The following is a 12,894-nucleotide window of genomic DNA, read 5'->3' on the forward strand; positions in this document are numbered from 1 at the left end:
ACATGACGCCACAGACCGCAGAGTACGAGATCATCCGCCTCTTCAACGCCCCCCGCGAGCTGGTGTGGGCCGCCTGGACCGAGCCCGAGCGCTTCTCGCAGTGGTTCGGCCCCCGGATGCTGACCACTCCGGTCGGCCGGATCACCCTGGACACCCGGCCCGGCGGCGTCTGGCAGGCCACGCTGGTCGGAGATGAGGGGTTCGAGGCGACGCTGGACGGCACCTACCGCGAGGTCGCGGAGCCGGAGCGGCTGGTGTTCACCACGGGCGACCCGGACAATCCGGGCGAGGGGCCGGAGTCGGTGGTCACGATCGACTTCACCGAGGCGGACGGCAAGACGGAGATGCGCTTCCACCAGTACGGCGTCAACACCGACCCCCAGCACGCCGAGCAGGCCAAAGCGGGCTGGGTCGAGTTCTTCGACCGGCTGGCCGAGCACCTCGCGTAGCTCTCAGAGCAGGTCCGCGGCCTGTTCGAGCTTGAGGGCGGTGCCTTCCCGGTACGCGGCCGCGAAGGCATCCTCCCCGAGCGCGTCGCGTACCCTCGCCGCCACCCGCTCGTTGTCGGCCCGCTCGGCCGCCCCCGCGGGGGTCTGGTTGCGCTCCCTCGCCGCGGCCGCCAGCCCCAGCAGCCTGGCCGCCTTCTCGGTCGGCCCCACGGCCGAGGCCGCGCCCTCGACGGCCCACGCCATCGTCCTGGGGTCGCCGATCCTGTGGGCCGCGGCCAGCGCCTCGACGTGCAGGTCCATGGCCGCCTCCGGGTCGCCGCGCAGCTCCAGCAGGAAGCCCAGCTCGATGAGCGTGTCCGGCAGGTGCAGGGCGGGCTCCACGTCCGGGCCGCGCGGCACGCCTTCGACCAGCCGGCGCAGGTGCGTCTCGGCCAGGTCCAGCCGACCGGCCCGGCGCGCGGCGAAGGCGAGGCCCATCTGGCCCATGATCGTGCCCTCCATGTAGCCCTGGCTCTCCGCCAGCTTCATGGCCCGCTCGCAGAACTCCATGCCGCGCTCGTACTCGCCGCTCTGCAACGCGATCCAGCCCAGCCAGGCGATGCGCGTGGAGACCTCCGGCCACAGCCCCAGGTCCTCGGCCATCCGCAGCCCCTCGCCGAACAGCCGGTTGGCCCGCTCCGCGTCGGTCGCCATCTCGGCCAGCGACGCCAGCCACGCCGTGGCCTGCAGCAGCCCCCAGCGGTCGCCCAGCTCGGTGAACAGCCGCGCGCTCTCCTCGCCGATCCGCTCCAGCGCCTCGATGTCACGTGTCGTGAACGCGTCCCTGGCCTGTCTGGCGAGCGCCGCCGCGACGCCCCACCGATCGCCGATCTCCCTGAACGTCACCAGCGCCCGGCGCGTCAGCTCCTGAGCCGTCGGCATGTCCTGGACGTGCATGCTCACGAACAGCTCGGCCCTGGCCCTTTCGCCCGGGTCCTCGACCGCCTTCAGCACGGGCTCCCACTCGACCTGCTCGCCCACCATGAGCGCGAACCCGGCCTCCCATGCAGTCGCCCTGGCCCTGACGGGGGACGGGTCGCCCGTGACGGACAGCGCGGTCGCCATCGACCGCCTGCCCTCGGCCAGCCTGCCGCGCAGGAACCAGTACCAGGCCAGCGCGTTGACCAGCCGGGCCGCGCTGCCGGCGTCCTCGTGGGCGACCGCCGTGTCGAGCGCGGCCCGCATGTTCGCGGCCTCCGCGTCCAAGTGCAGCAGCCAGTCCCGCTGCTCGTGCCCGTACAGCTCCGGCTCGGCCCGTACGGCCAGCGCCAGGTAGTGGCGCAGGTGAGCGAGGCGTACCCGATCGAGCTCGCCCGCGTCGGACAGCCGCTCCAGGCAGTACTCGGAGACCGATTCGAGCAGCCGGTACCTGACGCCCGCGGAGGCGTCGACGACCACCACGAGGGAGCGGTCGACCAGGCGGGCCAGCAGGTCGAGCACGTCGAGCTCGGGCGCGTCGCAGACGGACTCGGCAGCCTCCAGGGTGCAGCCGTCGGCGTGTACGGCGAGGCGGCGCAGGACGCGGCGCTCCTCGTCGGACAGCAGATCCCAGCTCCAGTCGATCACCGCGGTGAGCGTCTGCTGACGGGCAGGGGCACCGCGCTGCCCCGAGGCCAGCAGCCGGAACCGGTCGTCCAGCCGGGCCACCACGCCCTGGACGCCCAGCGCCCGCACCCGGGTCGCGGCCAGCTCCAGCGCCAGCGGGATGCCGTCCAGCCGCCTGCAGAGCTGCGCGACGGCCTGCGCGTTGCCCGCGTCGAGCGCGAAGCCGCGGGCGGAGGCCGCGGCCCTCGTCACGAACAACCTGACCGCGTCCGAACGCGCCATCACCGCCAGGTCGGCGCTGCCGGGCACGTCGAGCGGGGGGACACTCCACAGCACCTCGCCGGCCACGGCCAGCGGCTCCCTGCTCGTGGCCAGGATCCGCAGCTCAGGGCAGGCCCGCAGGAGCACCTCGGCCAGCTCGGCGACCTGCTCCACCACGTGCTCGCAGTTGTCCAGCACCAGGAGCATCCGCCTGGCCCTGAGCGCCGTCGCGAGCCGCCCCGCCAGGGCGCGGCCGGCGTCGCCGGGGGAGGCCGTCGCCGTCCCGGTGGCGTCCTCCCGGATGTCCAGGGCGGCCATGACGGCCTCCGCGGGGGAGCGGGACGCCTGGTCGAGCGCGACCAGCCAGGCCCCGTCCGCGAACCCGTCCACCAGCCGGTTCGCGGCCTCCAGCGCCAGCCGGGTCTTGCCCACCCCGCCGCTGCCGGTCAGCGTCACCAGCCGTTCGTCACCCACCAGCGCGCACACCTCGGCCAGCGCCTCGTCCCTGCCGATGAGCTTGCTGACGGAGGCTGGCAGGTTCGTGACGGGGCGCTCGGCGGGCACGCTCAGCGCCGGGTCCTGCCCGAGTATCGCCTGGTGGAGCGCGACCAGCTCGGGCCCGGGGTCGAGGCCGAGCTCGTCGGCCAGCCGTTCCCGCAGCTCGGCGTAGGAGGCCAGCGCCTCGCTCTGGCGTCCGGCACGGTAGAGGGCACGCATGTGGACGGCGCGCAGCCGCTCTCTGAGCGGATGCCTGGCCACCAGGTCGCCCAGCTCGCCCACGAGCAGCCCGTGCTCGCCCAGCTCCAGCCGCGCCTCGGCGTGCTGCTCCAGCGCCGACAGCCGCTGCTCCTCCAGGCGGAGTACGGCCGACCTGGTGTACTCCTCGTCGGCGAAGTCGGCGTACGCGGGCCCCCGCCACAGCGCCAGCGCGTCAGCCAGCAGCCCCGCCCTGGTCCGGGGGCTGTCGGCGGCCTCGGCCCGGGCCAGCAGCCCGGCGAAGCGGGCCGCGTCCACGGCGCCGTCCTCGTGACGGAGCAGGTAGCCCGGAGCGCGGGACACGACGAGGTTCTTGCCGCCGGGCTCGGCGTCCTCGAACGCCTTGCGCAGCTGTGACACCCGCACCTGCAGCGCCCCGGCCGGATTGCCCGGCGGTTCCTCACCCCACAGGTCGTCGACCAGCCGGTCCACGGACACCGGATGGCCCTCGTGGACGAGCAGGTCCACGAGGAGCGCGCGTACCTTGAGCCCGGGAATCGTGACGCTCTCCCCGGAGTCCGTCCACACGGCCAGCGGACCCAGCACCCCAAAACGCATGCTCGTCACCTTATGCGCGGCCTTAAGCCCGCGGAAAGAACACCGGAAGCCCCTTACAGGACTGTGGAGCCAACTGAAAGGGGAACGAGATGAACACCAGCTCACTCACTGGCTCACCCACTGGCACACTCGCGGGCCGCCGGGAATGGACCGGGCTGGCCGTCCTGGCCTCCGTGGCCCTGCTGCTCTCCGTCGACGTGAGCGTGCTCTTCCTGGCGCTTCCGCACCTCAGCGCCGGCCTCGGCGCCGGCGCGACGCAGCAGCTCTGGATCATGGACGTGTACTCGTTCATGCTGGCCGGGTTCCTGGTCACCATGGGGACGCTGGGCGACAGGATCGGGCGGCGCAGGCTGCTGATGATCGGGGCGGCCGCGTTCGGGGCCGCCTCCATAGTGGCCGCGTACTCGGTGAGCGCCGAGATGCTGATCGCGGCGCGGGCGCTGCTCGGCATCGCGGGGGCGACGCTGATGCCGTCGTCGATGGCGCTGATCAGGAACATGTTCCGGGACGGCAAGCAGATGGGGACCGCGATCGGGCTCTGGTACGGCTGCTTCATGCTGGGCATGGCGGCCGGGCCGCTGGTCGGCGGGGTGCTGCTCGAGCACTTCTGGTGGGGGTCGGCGTTCCTGATGGGGGTGCCGTTCATGGTGCTGGTGCTGGTGGCCGCGCCGGTGCTGCTGCCCGAGTACCGCGACCCCGGCGCGGGCCGGCTCGACCTGGCCAGCGTGGCGCTGTCGCTGGCGACCATCCTGCCGGTCGTGTACGGGCTCAAGGAGATCGCCAGGAGCGGCTGGCACCCGGTGCCAGTGGCGGCGATCGTGGTGGGGGCGGCGTTCGGCCTGGTGTTCGTCCGGCGGCAGCGCCGTCTCGCCGACCCGCTGCTGGACCTGCGGCTGTTCGCCAACCGCGCCTTCGCGACCACGCTCGGGACCATGCTGCTCGCCGGGATCGTCATGGCCGGGACGACGCTGATGACCACCCAGTACCTGCAGACCGTCCAGGCGATGTCCCCGCTGGAGGCCGGCCTCTGGCTCGTGCCGCAGAACCTCGCCATGATCGTCGCCCTGACGTTCGCCCCGGCCCTCGCCCGGCGCCTCGGCACCGCGTACGTGATGGCCGGCGGGTTCGCGGTGGGCGCGGTCGGGCTGTTCCTGCACACGCAGGTCCCGAGCGTCGGGGGCACCGGGCTGGTCGTGACCGGGCTCGTGCTCGCCTCCGCGGGCGTCGCGCTGCCGATGGGCGTGGGCAACGGCGTCATCATGACGGCCGCGCCCGCGGAGAAGGCCGGCTCCGCGGCGTCGCTGTCGGAGACCAGCGGTGAGTTCGGCGTCGCGGTGGGCGTGGCCGCGCTGGGCAGCCTCGGCACCGCCATCTACCGCGGGCAGCTTCCCCAGCACCTGCCAGTGGAGGCGGCACGCGAGAGCATCACCGCCGCGGTGACGGCCGCCAAGGACCTGCCCGACCTGCTGGACCTGGTGCGTGCCGCGTTCACCACGGGGCTCAACACGGTGGCGGCGATCAGCGCGATCACCTTCCTCGGCCTGGCCGCCGTCACACTCGTGGCCCTCAGGCGGCACAACCCGACGACGTGACCCACCAGACGCCATCGCCGGACCGGCCCCGAAGTCGGTCCGGCGGCGTTCTCGTTCACGGCGTCACGGCGACCCGGTCTTTGCGCCACACGCCTGACACGGCGTCCCGGCGGGCCGTCGTCGGCGTCACGCTCACGTGGCCGCCGCCCGGCGCCGGGCGGCCAGCAGCATCGCGGCCGGCACCACGGCGAGGACGAAGGGCGAGGGCTCGAACACGGCGGCCCCGGCCAGCGCCCAGAGCGCCACGCCGATCCCGAGGTACGGCGGCGGCACCTCCCCGCGCCGCCCGAACCCCACGACCAGCGCCCCGATCAGCCCCAGCGGCACCGCGAAGCTCCCCCAGACCAGCCAGAACGCGCCCACGTCCGGCGCGAGCCGCGCCAGGTCGTCCGGCCCCGGCGGGAAGAACCACATTCCGCCGTCGAACCAGCTCGGGATGTGCTCGGCGCTCAGCACCCCGGTGAGGACCAGATGCGCGCAGGCCAGGAACACCAGGATTCCGCCCGCCCACTTTACGGAAACGGAAGTATCGGAACTCATGGTTCCGAATAATGCCCCTGGACCGGCTGTGGTGCAACGTCGGCCACGTCACATTACGGATCTGATGGTTCCGTAATAGACTCGCCCGCATGAAGCAACCGGTGGGCCGTCCCAGGGATGGGCGGGTGGACGGGGCCATCGCCGCGGCGGCCCGCGAGCTGCTGGCCGAGCAGGGGTACGCGCAGCTCACCGTGGACGCCGTGGCGTCCAGGGCGGGGGTCGGGAAGGCGGCGATCTACCGCCGCTACGCCACCAAGCAGGCGATGATCTTCGCGGCGGTCATGCACGACCTGGAGCTGGAGACGCCGCCCGACGCCGGCTCACTGGCCGCCGACCTGGCCGCGGTCACCCGCGTCATCGTCACGAGCCTGGCCGGGCCGCCGCCGGGCGTGGTGCCGGGGCTGCTGGCCGACGTTCATGCGGATGAGGGGATGGCGGCGGTGTTCGCGGGGACGTTCGTCCAGGCCGAGCGTGACTGCGTGACCGAGGTGCTGGATCGGGCGGTGGGGCGGGGGGAGCTGGCGTACCGGCCGGATCCGGCTCGGGTGCACGCCATGCTGCTGGGGCCGATCTTCGCCTGGCTGTTCCTGCTCCTCGAGGACCGCACCCGGTTGCCCGACCTCGCCGAAACGCTGGCCACCGACATGGCCCGCCTCCTGACCGCCGACCCCGGTCCGGCAGGACGCTCCTGATCACCACCTCCGAAGTGCGCCCTCCGCACCCGCCGCGATTCAACGACGCGCGTCTCCGCCTCGGCCGCCGTGCGACGACGGGCCCTCGCGCCTCCGCCGCCGCGCGAGGGTGACGCCTCTCCGCGGAGGCGCCCACCCCAATGGGACCTCAGCCTGCTTCCCGCAAAGGCCCTCGTCGAAGTAAGTGGGGGGAGCGGGGCGCGGTGGGTCCGCTGTTCGGGTCAGGCGTCGTGCGATGACGGCGGCGCCTTCTCGGCCGAGCCGCGGTAGCGGTCGGCGGCGTAGCGACGGTCGTTGTCCTCCAGCTTGGCCTGCGCCGCCTCCACCAGGTCCACGCCGAGCACGTCGGCCAGCCGGATCAGGTAGAGGGTCACGTCGCCCAGCTCAGTGCGCATCCTGGCGAGCGCGCCGGGATCGGGGTTCTTGGACTCGTCGGCCGTCAGCCACTGGAACTCCGCCACCAGCTCCCCGACCTCGCCCGCCAGCGCCATCGCCAGGTTCTTCGGCGTGTGGAACTGCTCCCAGTCCCTGACCCTGGCGAACTCGCGCAGGCGTACGGCAAGGCGCTCCAACTCCGTCGTCACGTCGAACGACCTTACCGACCTCCGCCGGTATGGTGCTGGTCGTGAATGGGGTCGAGCTGTTCCTGTTGGGCCGGACGCTGATGAAGATCGGCGAGGAGGCGATGCCGACCGAGGGCATCGGCGAGCACTCCACGAGCGTGCGTACGGTCCTGATCGTGGTGAGCGACCTTCGCGGGCACCCCGACACCACCGTGGGCGAGATCGCCACCCGTACCGGGCTGCCGCAGAGCGCCGTGTCGGCGGCCATCGCGCGGCTGCGTACCGCTGGCGCGGTGATCGCCGAGACGGACCCCGCGGACCGGCGGCGGACGATCATCCGCGAGGCCCCCGGGGTGTCCGATCGGGTGACCAGGGTCAGGGACACCCCGATCGACGCCGCACTGGCCGCCGCGCTGGGCACGGACGATGCCCAGCGCGTCAACGAGACCGTGGCGGCTCTCGAGGAGCTGGCCGCGCGACTGATCCCGGGCACAATGCATCGAACTTGATACATCAAATCTGATGGATTATCGTGGCACGCATGACCGCAGACATCTTGCGCGTGCCGGACGCCGATCTCTACTACGAGACGCGCGGCGCAGGCCCACTGCTCCTGATCTCCCAGAGCGGCGAGGGTGACGCGGGCCGCAGCGTCGACCTGGTCGATCGGCTGGTGGACGAGTACACGGTGATCACGTACGACCGGCGCGGGCTCAGCCGCAGCACGATTCACAGCCCCGGCGTGAGTGTCCGGCAGCACGCCGATGACGTGCACCGGCTCCTGACCCACCTCACCGACCACCCCGTGATCATGCTGGGCCAGAGCCTGGGCGCCTCCATCGGGCTCCACCTGGCCGTCGAACACCCCGACCAGCTCAGCCTGCTCATCGCGCACGAGCCCGTCTCGCCCTGGCTGCTGCCCGAGGCCGAACGCGCCGGCCACCGGGCGGAGCTGGCCGAGCTCCAGGCGCTCTACGCCGAAGGCGGCCTGCCTGCCGCGATCGGCCAGGTGAAGCGGGTGCTCGGCATCACCGAGGACGCCGAGACCGGCCTGACCCCGCAGCCCATGACGGCCCAGCGGCAGGCGAACTTCGACTTCTTCATCCTCCACGACTTCACGGCCGTCGTGGAGGACGAACTGGACCTGAGCGGCTGCCGTACCAGGATCGTGCCCGCGGCCGGGCGCACGACCCCGCACCACGTCTTCGACCACCGGTGCGCGGTCGAGCTGGCCAAGCTGCTCGGCACCGAGCTGGTGGAGTTCCCGGGCGGCCACAATGGCAACACGAGCCATCCACGCGCGTACGCGGCCCGCCTCCGCGAGGTGCTCCAGGCCGTCGGCTGATCACCTTGCCCCCTCTCCCGAACCTGTACGCTTCCGCGCGTGTCCGAATTATCGAGACCGCGTTCGGAAAACTGGACACGTACACGGAGGACTGCCCGGCATCCAAGGTGCGCGGCGCGGGGGCGGCCTGCGTGCGGGAGCAGGAGTGCTGGGGCGGCCCGGTCATCATCACGGGCGACACGAAGGCCAGACGGCTCGGGTGCGAGGAGAAGCACTCATGGGAGACGTTCGCGGTGGCCCCGATCCCGTCCGACGCCGACACGTACGTGCAGCAGGACCCGGCCAGGCACCCGACGGTGAAGCGGGTCTGCAGCCGGACGATGCTCCTGGCCAGCAGGGTCGGCACGGCCAGGACCATCGGAGCCGCCAGATGGCAGGCCGACGTCATGCCGCCGTCCCAGGCGCAGTTCGAGCAGGGCGTGCGCTTCTACCGCTGCATCGGCAGCCTCACCGGCCAGGAGCCGCGCAGGCCCTACTTCCACTGGAGGGCTGACAGTGCACGAGCTTGACGGGATCTCCACATTCGGCGAGCACCGTTTCACTCCTCTACGGCCGCCTTTGCCCAAAAAATCAACTAAATGTAACGATTTTCGTCGAGGCTAGGCGAGCGCCACCGGACGTGTCATGTTTCGCACAGCTGTCCGTGTAGAGCGGAGGAACCCCCCTTGCTTAAGACCCTCCTCACCGTCCTGTTCGCCGGCGCCGTCGCCGCGGCATCCACCCCCGCCGCGAGCGCCACCGCCGAACCAGCCCGCGACTACATCGTGGTGCTCCGGGACGGCGCAGAACCCACGTCCGTCGCGAACGAGCAGGCCCGCCTCCACAGTGCCGCACTCGGACGCGTTTACAGCCACGCGCTTCGCGGTTACTCCGCGAGGATGACTCCCGGCGCCGCCGCAGCGGTCGCCCAGGACTCCCGCGTTCTCTTTGTGCAGCCGGACGGCGAGGTACACATCGACGCCCAGACCCTGCCGACCGGGATCAACCGGGCCGACGCCGAGCTCAGCACCACAGCGAAGATCAACGGCGCGGACGAGCGCGTGGACGTGGACGTCGCTGTCATCGACACCGGCATCGACCTCGACCATCCCGATCTGAACGTCTACACGGCCGGCGCCAAGAACTGCTCGACCGGCAACAGCGCCGACGACGGCAACGGCCACGGTACCCACGTGGCGGGGACGATCGGCGCCCTCGACAACGCCACAGGGGTCGTCGGCATGGCGCCCGGCGCGCGCGTATGGCCCGTGCGGGTACTCAACAACGCCGGCAGCGGCTCCTTCTCCTCGATCATCTGCGGCATCGACTATGTCACGGCGCACGCCGCCCAGATCGAGGTGGCGAACATGAGCCTGGGCGGTTTGGGCACCGACGACGGCAACTGCGGCAACACGAACAACGACGCGATGCATCGGGCGATCTGCGCGTCGGTCGCCGCCGGCGTCACGTACGCGGTCGCGGCGGGCAACGAGACGGACAACGCGGCCAACCACGTGCCGGCCGCTTACGACGAGGTCATCACGGTCAGCGCGCTGGCCGACTTCAACGGCTCTCCCGGCGGTGGCGCCGCTTCCACCTGCAGGAGCGACGTCGACGACACCCTGGCGGACTTCTCCAACTTCGGCCCCGACGTCGACATCATCGCACCCGGCGTGTGCATCCTGTCGAGTTGGAAGGGCGGCGGCTACAACACCATCTCGGGCACCTCGATGGCGACTCCGCACGTAACCGGTGGCGCGGCGCTCTACAAGGCCACCCACCCGAGCGCGGGCCCGGCGGCCGTCAAGTCTGCGCTGCAGGCGGCGGGCACCACGGACTGGAACGCGGCGGGCGACCCCGACGGCATCAAGGAGAAGCTGCTGAACGTCGCCGGCTTCTGATCACCCTCTCCCCACCGGCCCGCCGTATCCTGCCAGACCCGGGCGGCGGGCCTGTCCGTCCCGTCCCGGACATGCCGAAAGCCCTCACCGAAGTGGGCGTGGCCGCGGCAGGGCGCCGAGAGGACGGACGGGTCCCTCGCGGGGGTAATCCGGCCGCTGCCTCTTCTTGTCCGGATCGACGGAGACTAATGTGCGCCCATGCGAATGCGTACCACCCTCCTCGCGGCAACCGTCGCCGCACTGGCCGTCGCCGTCGCCTCACCCGCCCTCGCGGTGACCTACGGAGCGCCGGACGGGAACACCCACCCCGAAGTCGGAGCCCTGATCGCCGACCAGGCGTACTCCGACGGCACCTGGGCCTACTGCAGCGGCACACTCGTCTCGCCGACCGTCTTCGTCACCGCCGCCCACTGCGGCGACCCGGGCCAGACCACCGCCCGCGTGTCGTTCTCAAGCCAGTACAAGCCCGGAGACACGGTCTACACCGGCCGCTACGTGCCCGACCCCCGCTACGACGCCAGCCAGTCCGACCCGCACGACATCGCCGTGGTGGTCTTCCCGAAGGCGATCTCCGGCATCACGCCGGCACGGTTGCCCGCCGCGGGTCTGCTCGATCGGATGAAGGACGACAGAACGCTGTCCACGGCGACCTTCACCTCCGTGGGGTTCGGCTCGCTCGCGCCCGTGAACGGCCCGGGCGGGAAGACCTACACCTACACGGACACCCGCAACCGTGCGTCCGGCTCCTTGAACAGTCTCACCAAGGCCTGGCTCCGGCTGTCCCAGAATCCCTCGACGGGGGACGGCGGGACCTGTTACGGAGACTCGGGCGGGCCCAACTTCCTGGGCGACACCACCTCCCACCTGCTCGTCGCGACGACGATCACCGGCGACACCGCGTGCCGCTCGACCAACGTCGACTACCGGCTCGACGCTCCCGCCGCCCGGGAATTCCTCGGCCAATTCGTCACGCTGCCGTAAGGCGGTTCAACCGCCACCGTCGTCAGACCCGACGAAGAACGCCCCGGAGCATGATCGCTCGGGGGCGTTCGGGCTGTCCAGAGCCGGTGGTCAGGGGAGGGGTCGAACCGCCGAGGTTCCGCTTTCAGGCGGAACAATCACGCCGCGCGGTTACCGGAGCGCCGGCTACCTGCTGTACGTCCTAGGGCGCGCGGCTGCCTGGCGAGCCCTGCTTCATCTCCGCGACCTGCACCGCGGTGACCGGGCTGGGTGGGATTCCGGACGACGCCGTGGGCTATGCGCACTTCACGGGAGCACCCGGCGGCCCGTACGACGGATTCGGGATGATGATATGTCCGAGATTTGAGCTCGCCGACGGCTGGTGGTGGCTCGATGCGTGTGGTCAGCCCGGTTAGGCTGCCCCAATGGAACTGAAGGATCAGGTGCGTGAGCTGCGATCTCAGGGCCGCTCCCCGAAGGAGATCGCCAGGGCGCTGAAGGTGTCGCCGTCGGTGGTGGCGCCGCTGGTGCGGGCCATTGCCACGGAGAGTCCCGCCGCCGACCCCGAGGTGGTCGGGTGCTGGGTCAACGTCGGCTGGAGCGAGGGGCTCATCGTCGATCCCGCCCGCGGGTGGGTGGACGAGGCTCCGGAGTCGGGCACGGGCGGCATGGTGTGCGTGCTGGTCGCCCGACGGCACACTTGGGACAAGATGACGGTCTGCGGCTACCTCGCCGACGTCTACTGCCTCGGGTTGAAGAACGCCATCGGGCCGGAGGTGTTCGATGAGCGCGAACTGCTGCGCTTCCGCCAGTACTTCTTCGGCGAGTACGCCGGCTGGCAGGAGGCGCCGATCGAGCTGGCCAAGGACATCGTGTTCGGGTCCATCGACTACGCCCGCATGCTCGGGTTCGAGGCGCACGAGGACTTCGCGCCCCTGGCCGACCTGCTGGGCAAGTGGGAAGGCGACTCGGCGATCACGTTCGGCCGCAACGGCAAGCCGTTCTATGTGCAGGGGCCGGACGACAAGGCGCAGCGGATCCTGCAGATCTTGCGACGCAAGCTCACCGACGAGGACTTCGACTACCTCATCGTAGACCCGTGACCCGCATCGTGATGTTGAGACGGCCGGAGGCCAGCCCGGCGGCGGGATCGCCGGTGCCCGGATAGACCTTCGGCACGCCGTGGTAGGCGAAGCGCGACGGCCCTCCGAAGACGAACAGGTCGCCCGAGGCGAGCTCGACGTCCGTGTACGGCCGGCCGCGCGTCTCCGTGTTGCCGAAGCGGAACAGGCATCGGTCGCCGATGCTAAGTGACACCACCGGGGCGTCCGACTTCTCGTCCTTGTCCTGGTGCATGCCCATCTTCGCCTGACCGTCGTAGAAGTTGATCAAAGCGGTGTCGGGCTCGTACGTGTCGCTGGGCTCTCCGTACGCGTCGGCCAGCGCGCGGCGGCCCAGCTCGCCGAGCCAGCCGGGGAAATCGGCCACCTGGCGGCCGTTCACATCGTGGGCGATGCGCGTGTACCTGTACGGCTGCCAGTGCCAGCCCACGCACACGGTCTGCACCGACATGACGCCGCCCCTGGGCAGCACGGTGTGCCGGATCGGCACCGGGCCCATGGCCCACTCGCGGCACGCCTGGACGAGGTGGTGCTGCTCGTCCAGCGTGAGCCACCCGGGCACGTGCACCGCGCCGGGCGCTATCTCCCGCATC

The 12,894-nt window shown here is 71.3% G+C and carries 13 protein-coding genes; 9 read left to right on the forward strand and 4 right to left on the reverse strand.

Going from position 1 to position 12,894, the window contains the following annotated elements:
* The first annotated feature begins 2 nt into the window (after positions 1–2).
* Positions 3–449, forward strand: a complete 447-nt coding sequence (locus ACQPWU_RS09855) for an SRPBCC family protein (RefSeq protein WP_433438523.1) — start codon at positions 3–5, stop codon at positions 447–449.
* A 3-nt stretch (positions 450–452) separates the two neighbouring features.
* Here the strand turns inward: ACQPWU_RS09855 and ACQPWU_RS09860 are convergent, their stop codons facing one another.
* A complete protein-coding gene (locus ACQPWU_RS09860) occupies positions 453–3,608 on the reverse strand; it encodes a BTAD domain-containing putative transcriptional regulator (protein WP_433438524.1) in 3,156 nt (1,051 codons plus the stop codon).
* 89 nt (positions 3,609–3,697) lie between these two features.
* Here ACQPWU_RS09860 and ACQPWU_RS09865 point away from each other — a divergent pair, with 89 nt between their 5' ends.
* A complete protein-coding gene (locus ACQPWU_RS09865) occupies positions 3,698–5,200 on the forward strand; it encodes an MFS transporter (protein ID WP_433438525.1) in 1,503 nt (500 codons plus the stop codon).
* A gap of 132 nt (positions 5,201–5,332) precedes the next feature.
* Here ACQPWU_RS09865 and ACQPWU_RS09870 read toward each other — a convergent pair whose 3' ends face one another.
* The gene (locus ACQPWU_RS09870) at positions 5,333–5,740 is read right to left on the reverse strand and encodes a hypothetical protein (protein ID WP_433438526.1); all 408 of its coding nucleotides are present in this window, start codon (positions 5,738–5,740) and stop codon (positions 5,333–5,335) included.
* Between the two features lie 89 nt (positions 5,741–5,829).
* Between ACQPWU_RS09870 and ACQPWU_RS09875 the strand changes: the two genes are divergently transcribed.
* Positions 5,830–6,432 carry a TetR/AcrR family transcriptional regulator gene (locus tag ACQPWU_RS09875; protein WP_433438527.1) on the forward strand — a complete coding sequence of 201 codons (603 nt, stop codon included), beginning with the start codon at positions 5,830–5,832 and terminating at the stop codon, positions 6,430–6,432.
* A 221-nt stretch (positions 6,433–6,653) separates the two neighbouring features.
* Here the strand turns inward: ACQPWU_RS09875 and ACQPWU_RS09880 are convergent, their stop codons facing one another.
* Positions 6,654–7,016: a nucleotide pyrophosphohydrolase gene (locus tag ACQPWU_RS09880; protein ID WP_433438528.1), complete on the reverse strand. Its 363-nt coding sequence runs from the start codon at positions 7,014–7,016 to the stop codon at positions 6,654–6,656.
* Positions 7,017–7,057: 41 nt separating this feature from the next.
* Between ACQPWU_RS09880 and ACQPWU_RS09885 the strand changes: the two genes are divergently transcribed.
* From ACQPWU_RS09885 to ACQPWU_RS09910, 6 genes are all read left to right on the forward strand, one after another.
* Positions 7,058–7,504 (forward strand): MarR family transcriptional regulator, encoded by a 447-nt coding sequence (locus ACQPWU_RS09885; protein ID WP_433438529.1) that lies wholly within the window; start codon positions 7,058–7,060, stop codon positions 7,502–7,504.
* A 32-nt stretch (positions 7,505–7,536) separates the two neighbouring features.
* Complete coding sequence (locus ACQPWU_RS09890) at positions 7,537–8,340, forward strand: alpha/beta fold hydrolase (RefSeq protein WP_433438530.1); 804 nt, start codon at positions 7,537–7,539, stop codon at positions 8,338–8,340.
* Positions 8,341–8,345: 5 nt separating this feature from the next.
* The gene (locus ACQPWU_RS09895; protein WP_433438531.1) at positions 8,346–8,849 is read left to right on the forward strand and encodes a hypothetical protein; all 504 of its coding nucleotides are present in this window, start codon (positions 8,346–8,348) and stop codon (positions 8,847–8,849) included.
* A gap of 156 nt (positions 8,850–9,005) precedes the next feature.
* Positions 9,006–10,220, forward strand: coding sequence for a S8 family serine peptidase (locus tag ACQPWU_RS09900; RefSeq protein WP_433438532.1), 1,215 nt, complete (start codon positions 9,006–9,008; stop codon positions 10,218–10,220).
* A gap of 198 nt (positions 10,221–10,418) precedes the next feature.
* Entirely contained in the window at positions 10,419–11,201 is a 783-nt protein-coding gene (locus tag ACQPWU_RS09905; RefSeq protein WP_433438533.1) for a trypsin-like serine protease, read from the forward strand.
* A 404-nt stretch (positions 11,202–11,605) separates the two neighbouring features.
* A complete protein-coding gene (locus ACQPWU_RS09910; RefSeq protein WP_433438534.1) occupies positions 11,606–12,283 on the forward strand; it encodes a helix-turn-helix domain-containing protein in 678 nt (225 codons plus the stop codon).
* On the opposite strand, the gene ACQPWU_RS09915 is transcribed toward ACQPWU_RS09910, so the two are convergent.
* The gene (locus ACQPWU_RS09915) at positions 12,267–12,893 is read right to left on the reverse strand and encodes an alpha-ketoglutarate-dependent dioxygenase AlkB family protein (protein ID WP_433438535.1); all 627 of its coding nucleotides are present in this window, start codon (positions 12,891–12,893) and stop codon (positions 12,267–12,269) included. The genes ACQPWU_RS09910 and ACQPWU_RS09915 overlap by 17 nt on opposite strands.
* Position 12,894 lies beyond the last annotated feature (1 nt).

The sequence above is a fragment of the Nonomuraea sp. CA-141351 genome (assembly GCF_050944675.1).
GTDB lineage: Bacteria > Actinomycetota > Actinomycetes > Streptosporangiales > Streptosporangiaceae > Nonomuraea.

What these genes read in the sequence shown, in the direction of transcription:
- ACQPWU_RS09855 (WP_433438523.1), top strand. Translation starts at nt 3, where the DNA reads ATGACGCCACAGACCGCAGAGTACGAGATCATCCGCCTCTTCAACGCC.
- ACQPWU_RS09860 (WP_433438524.1), bottom strand. Translation starts at nt 3,608, where the DNA reads ATGCGTTTTGGGGTGCTGGGTCCGCTGGCCGTGTGGACGGACTCCGGG.
- ACQPWU_RS09865 (WP_433438525.1), top strand. Translation starts at nt 3,698, where the DNA reads ATGAACACCAGCTCACTCACTGGCTCACCCACTGGCACACTCGCGGGC.
- ACQPWU_RS09870 (WP_433438526.1), bottom strand. Translation starts at nt 5,740, where the DNA reads ATGAGTTCCGATACTTCCGTTTCCGTAAAGTGGGCGGGCGGAATCCTG.
- ACQPWU_RS09875 (WP_433438527.1), top strand. Translation starts at nt 5,830, where the DNA reads ATGAAGCAACCGGTGGGCCGTCCCAGGGATGGGCGGGTGGACGGGGCC.
- ACQPWU_RS09890 (WP_433438530.1), top strand. Translation starts at nt 7,537, where the DNA reads ATGACCGCAGACATCTTGCGCGTGCCGGACGCCGATCTCTACTACGAG.
- ACQPWU_RS09905 (WP_433438533.1), top strand. Translation starts at nt 10,419, where the DNA reads ATGCGAATGCGTACCACCCTCCTCGCGGCAACCGTCGCCGCACTGGCC.
- ACQPWU_RS09910 (WP_433438534.1), top strand. Translation starts at nt 11,606, where the DNA reads ATGGAACTGAAGGATCAGGTGCGTGAGCTGCGATCTCAGGGCCGCTCC.
- ACQPWU_RS09915 (WP_433438535.1), bottom strand. Translation starts at nt 12,893, where the DNA reads ATGCGGGAGATAGCGCCCGGCGCGGTGCACGTGCCCGGGTGGCTCACG.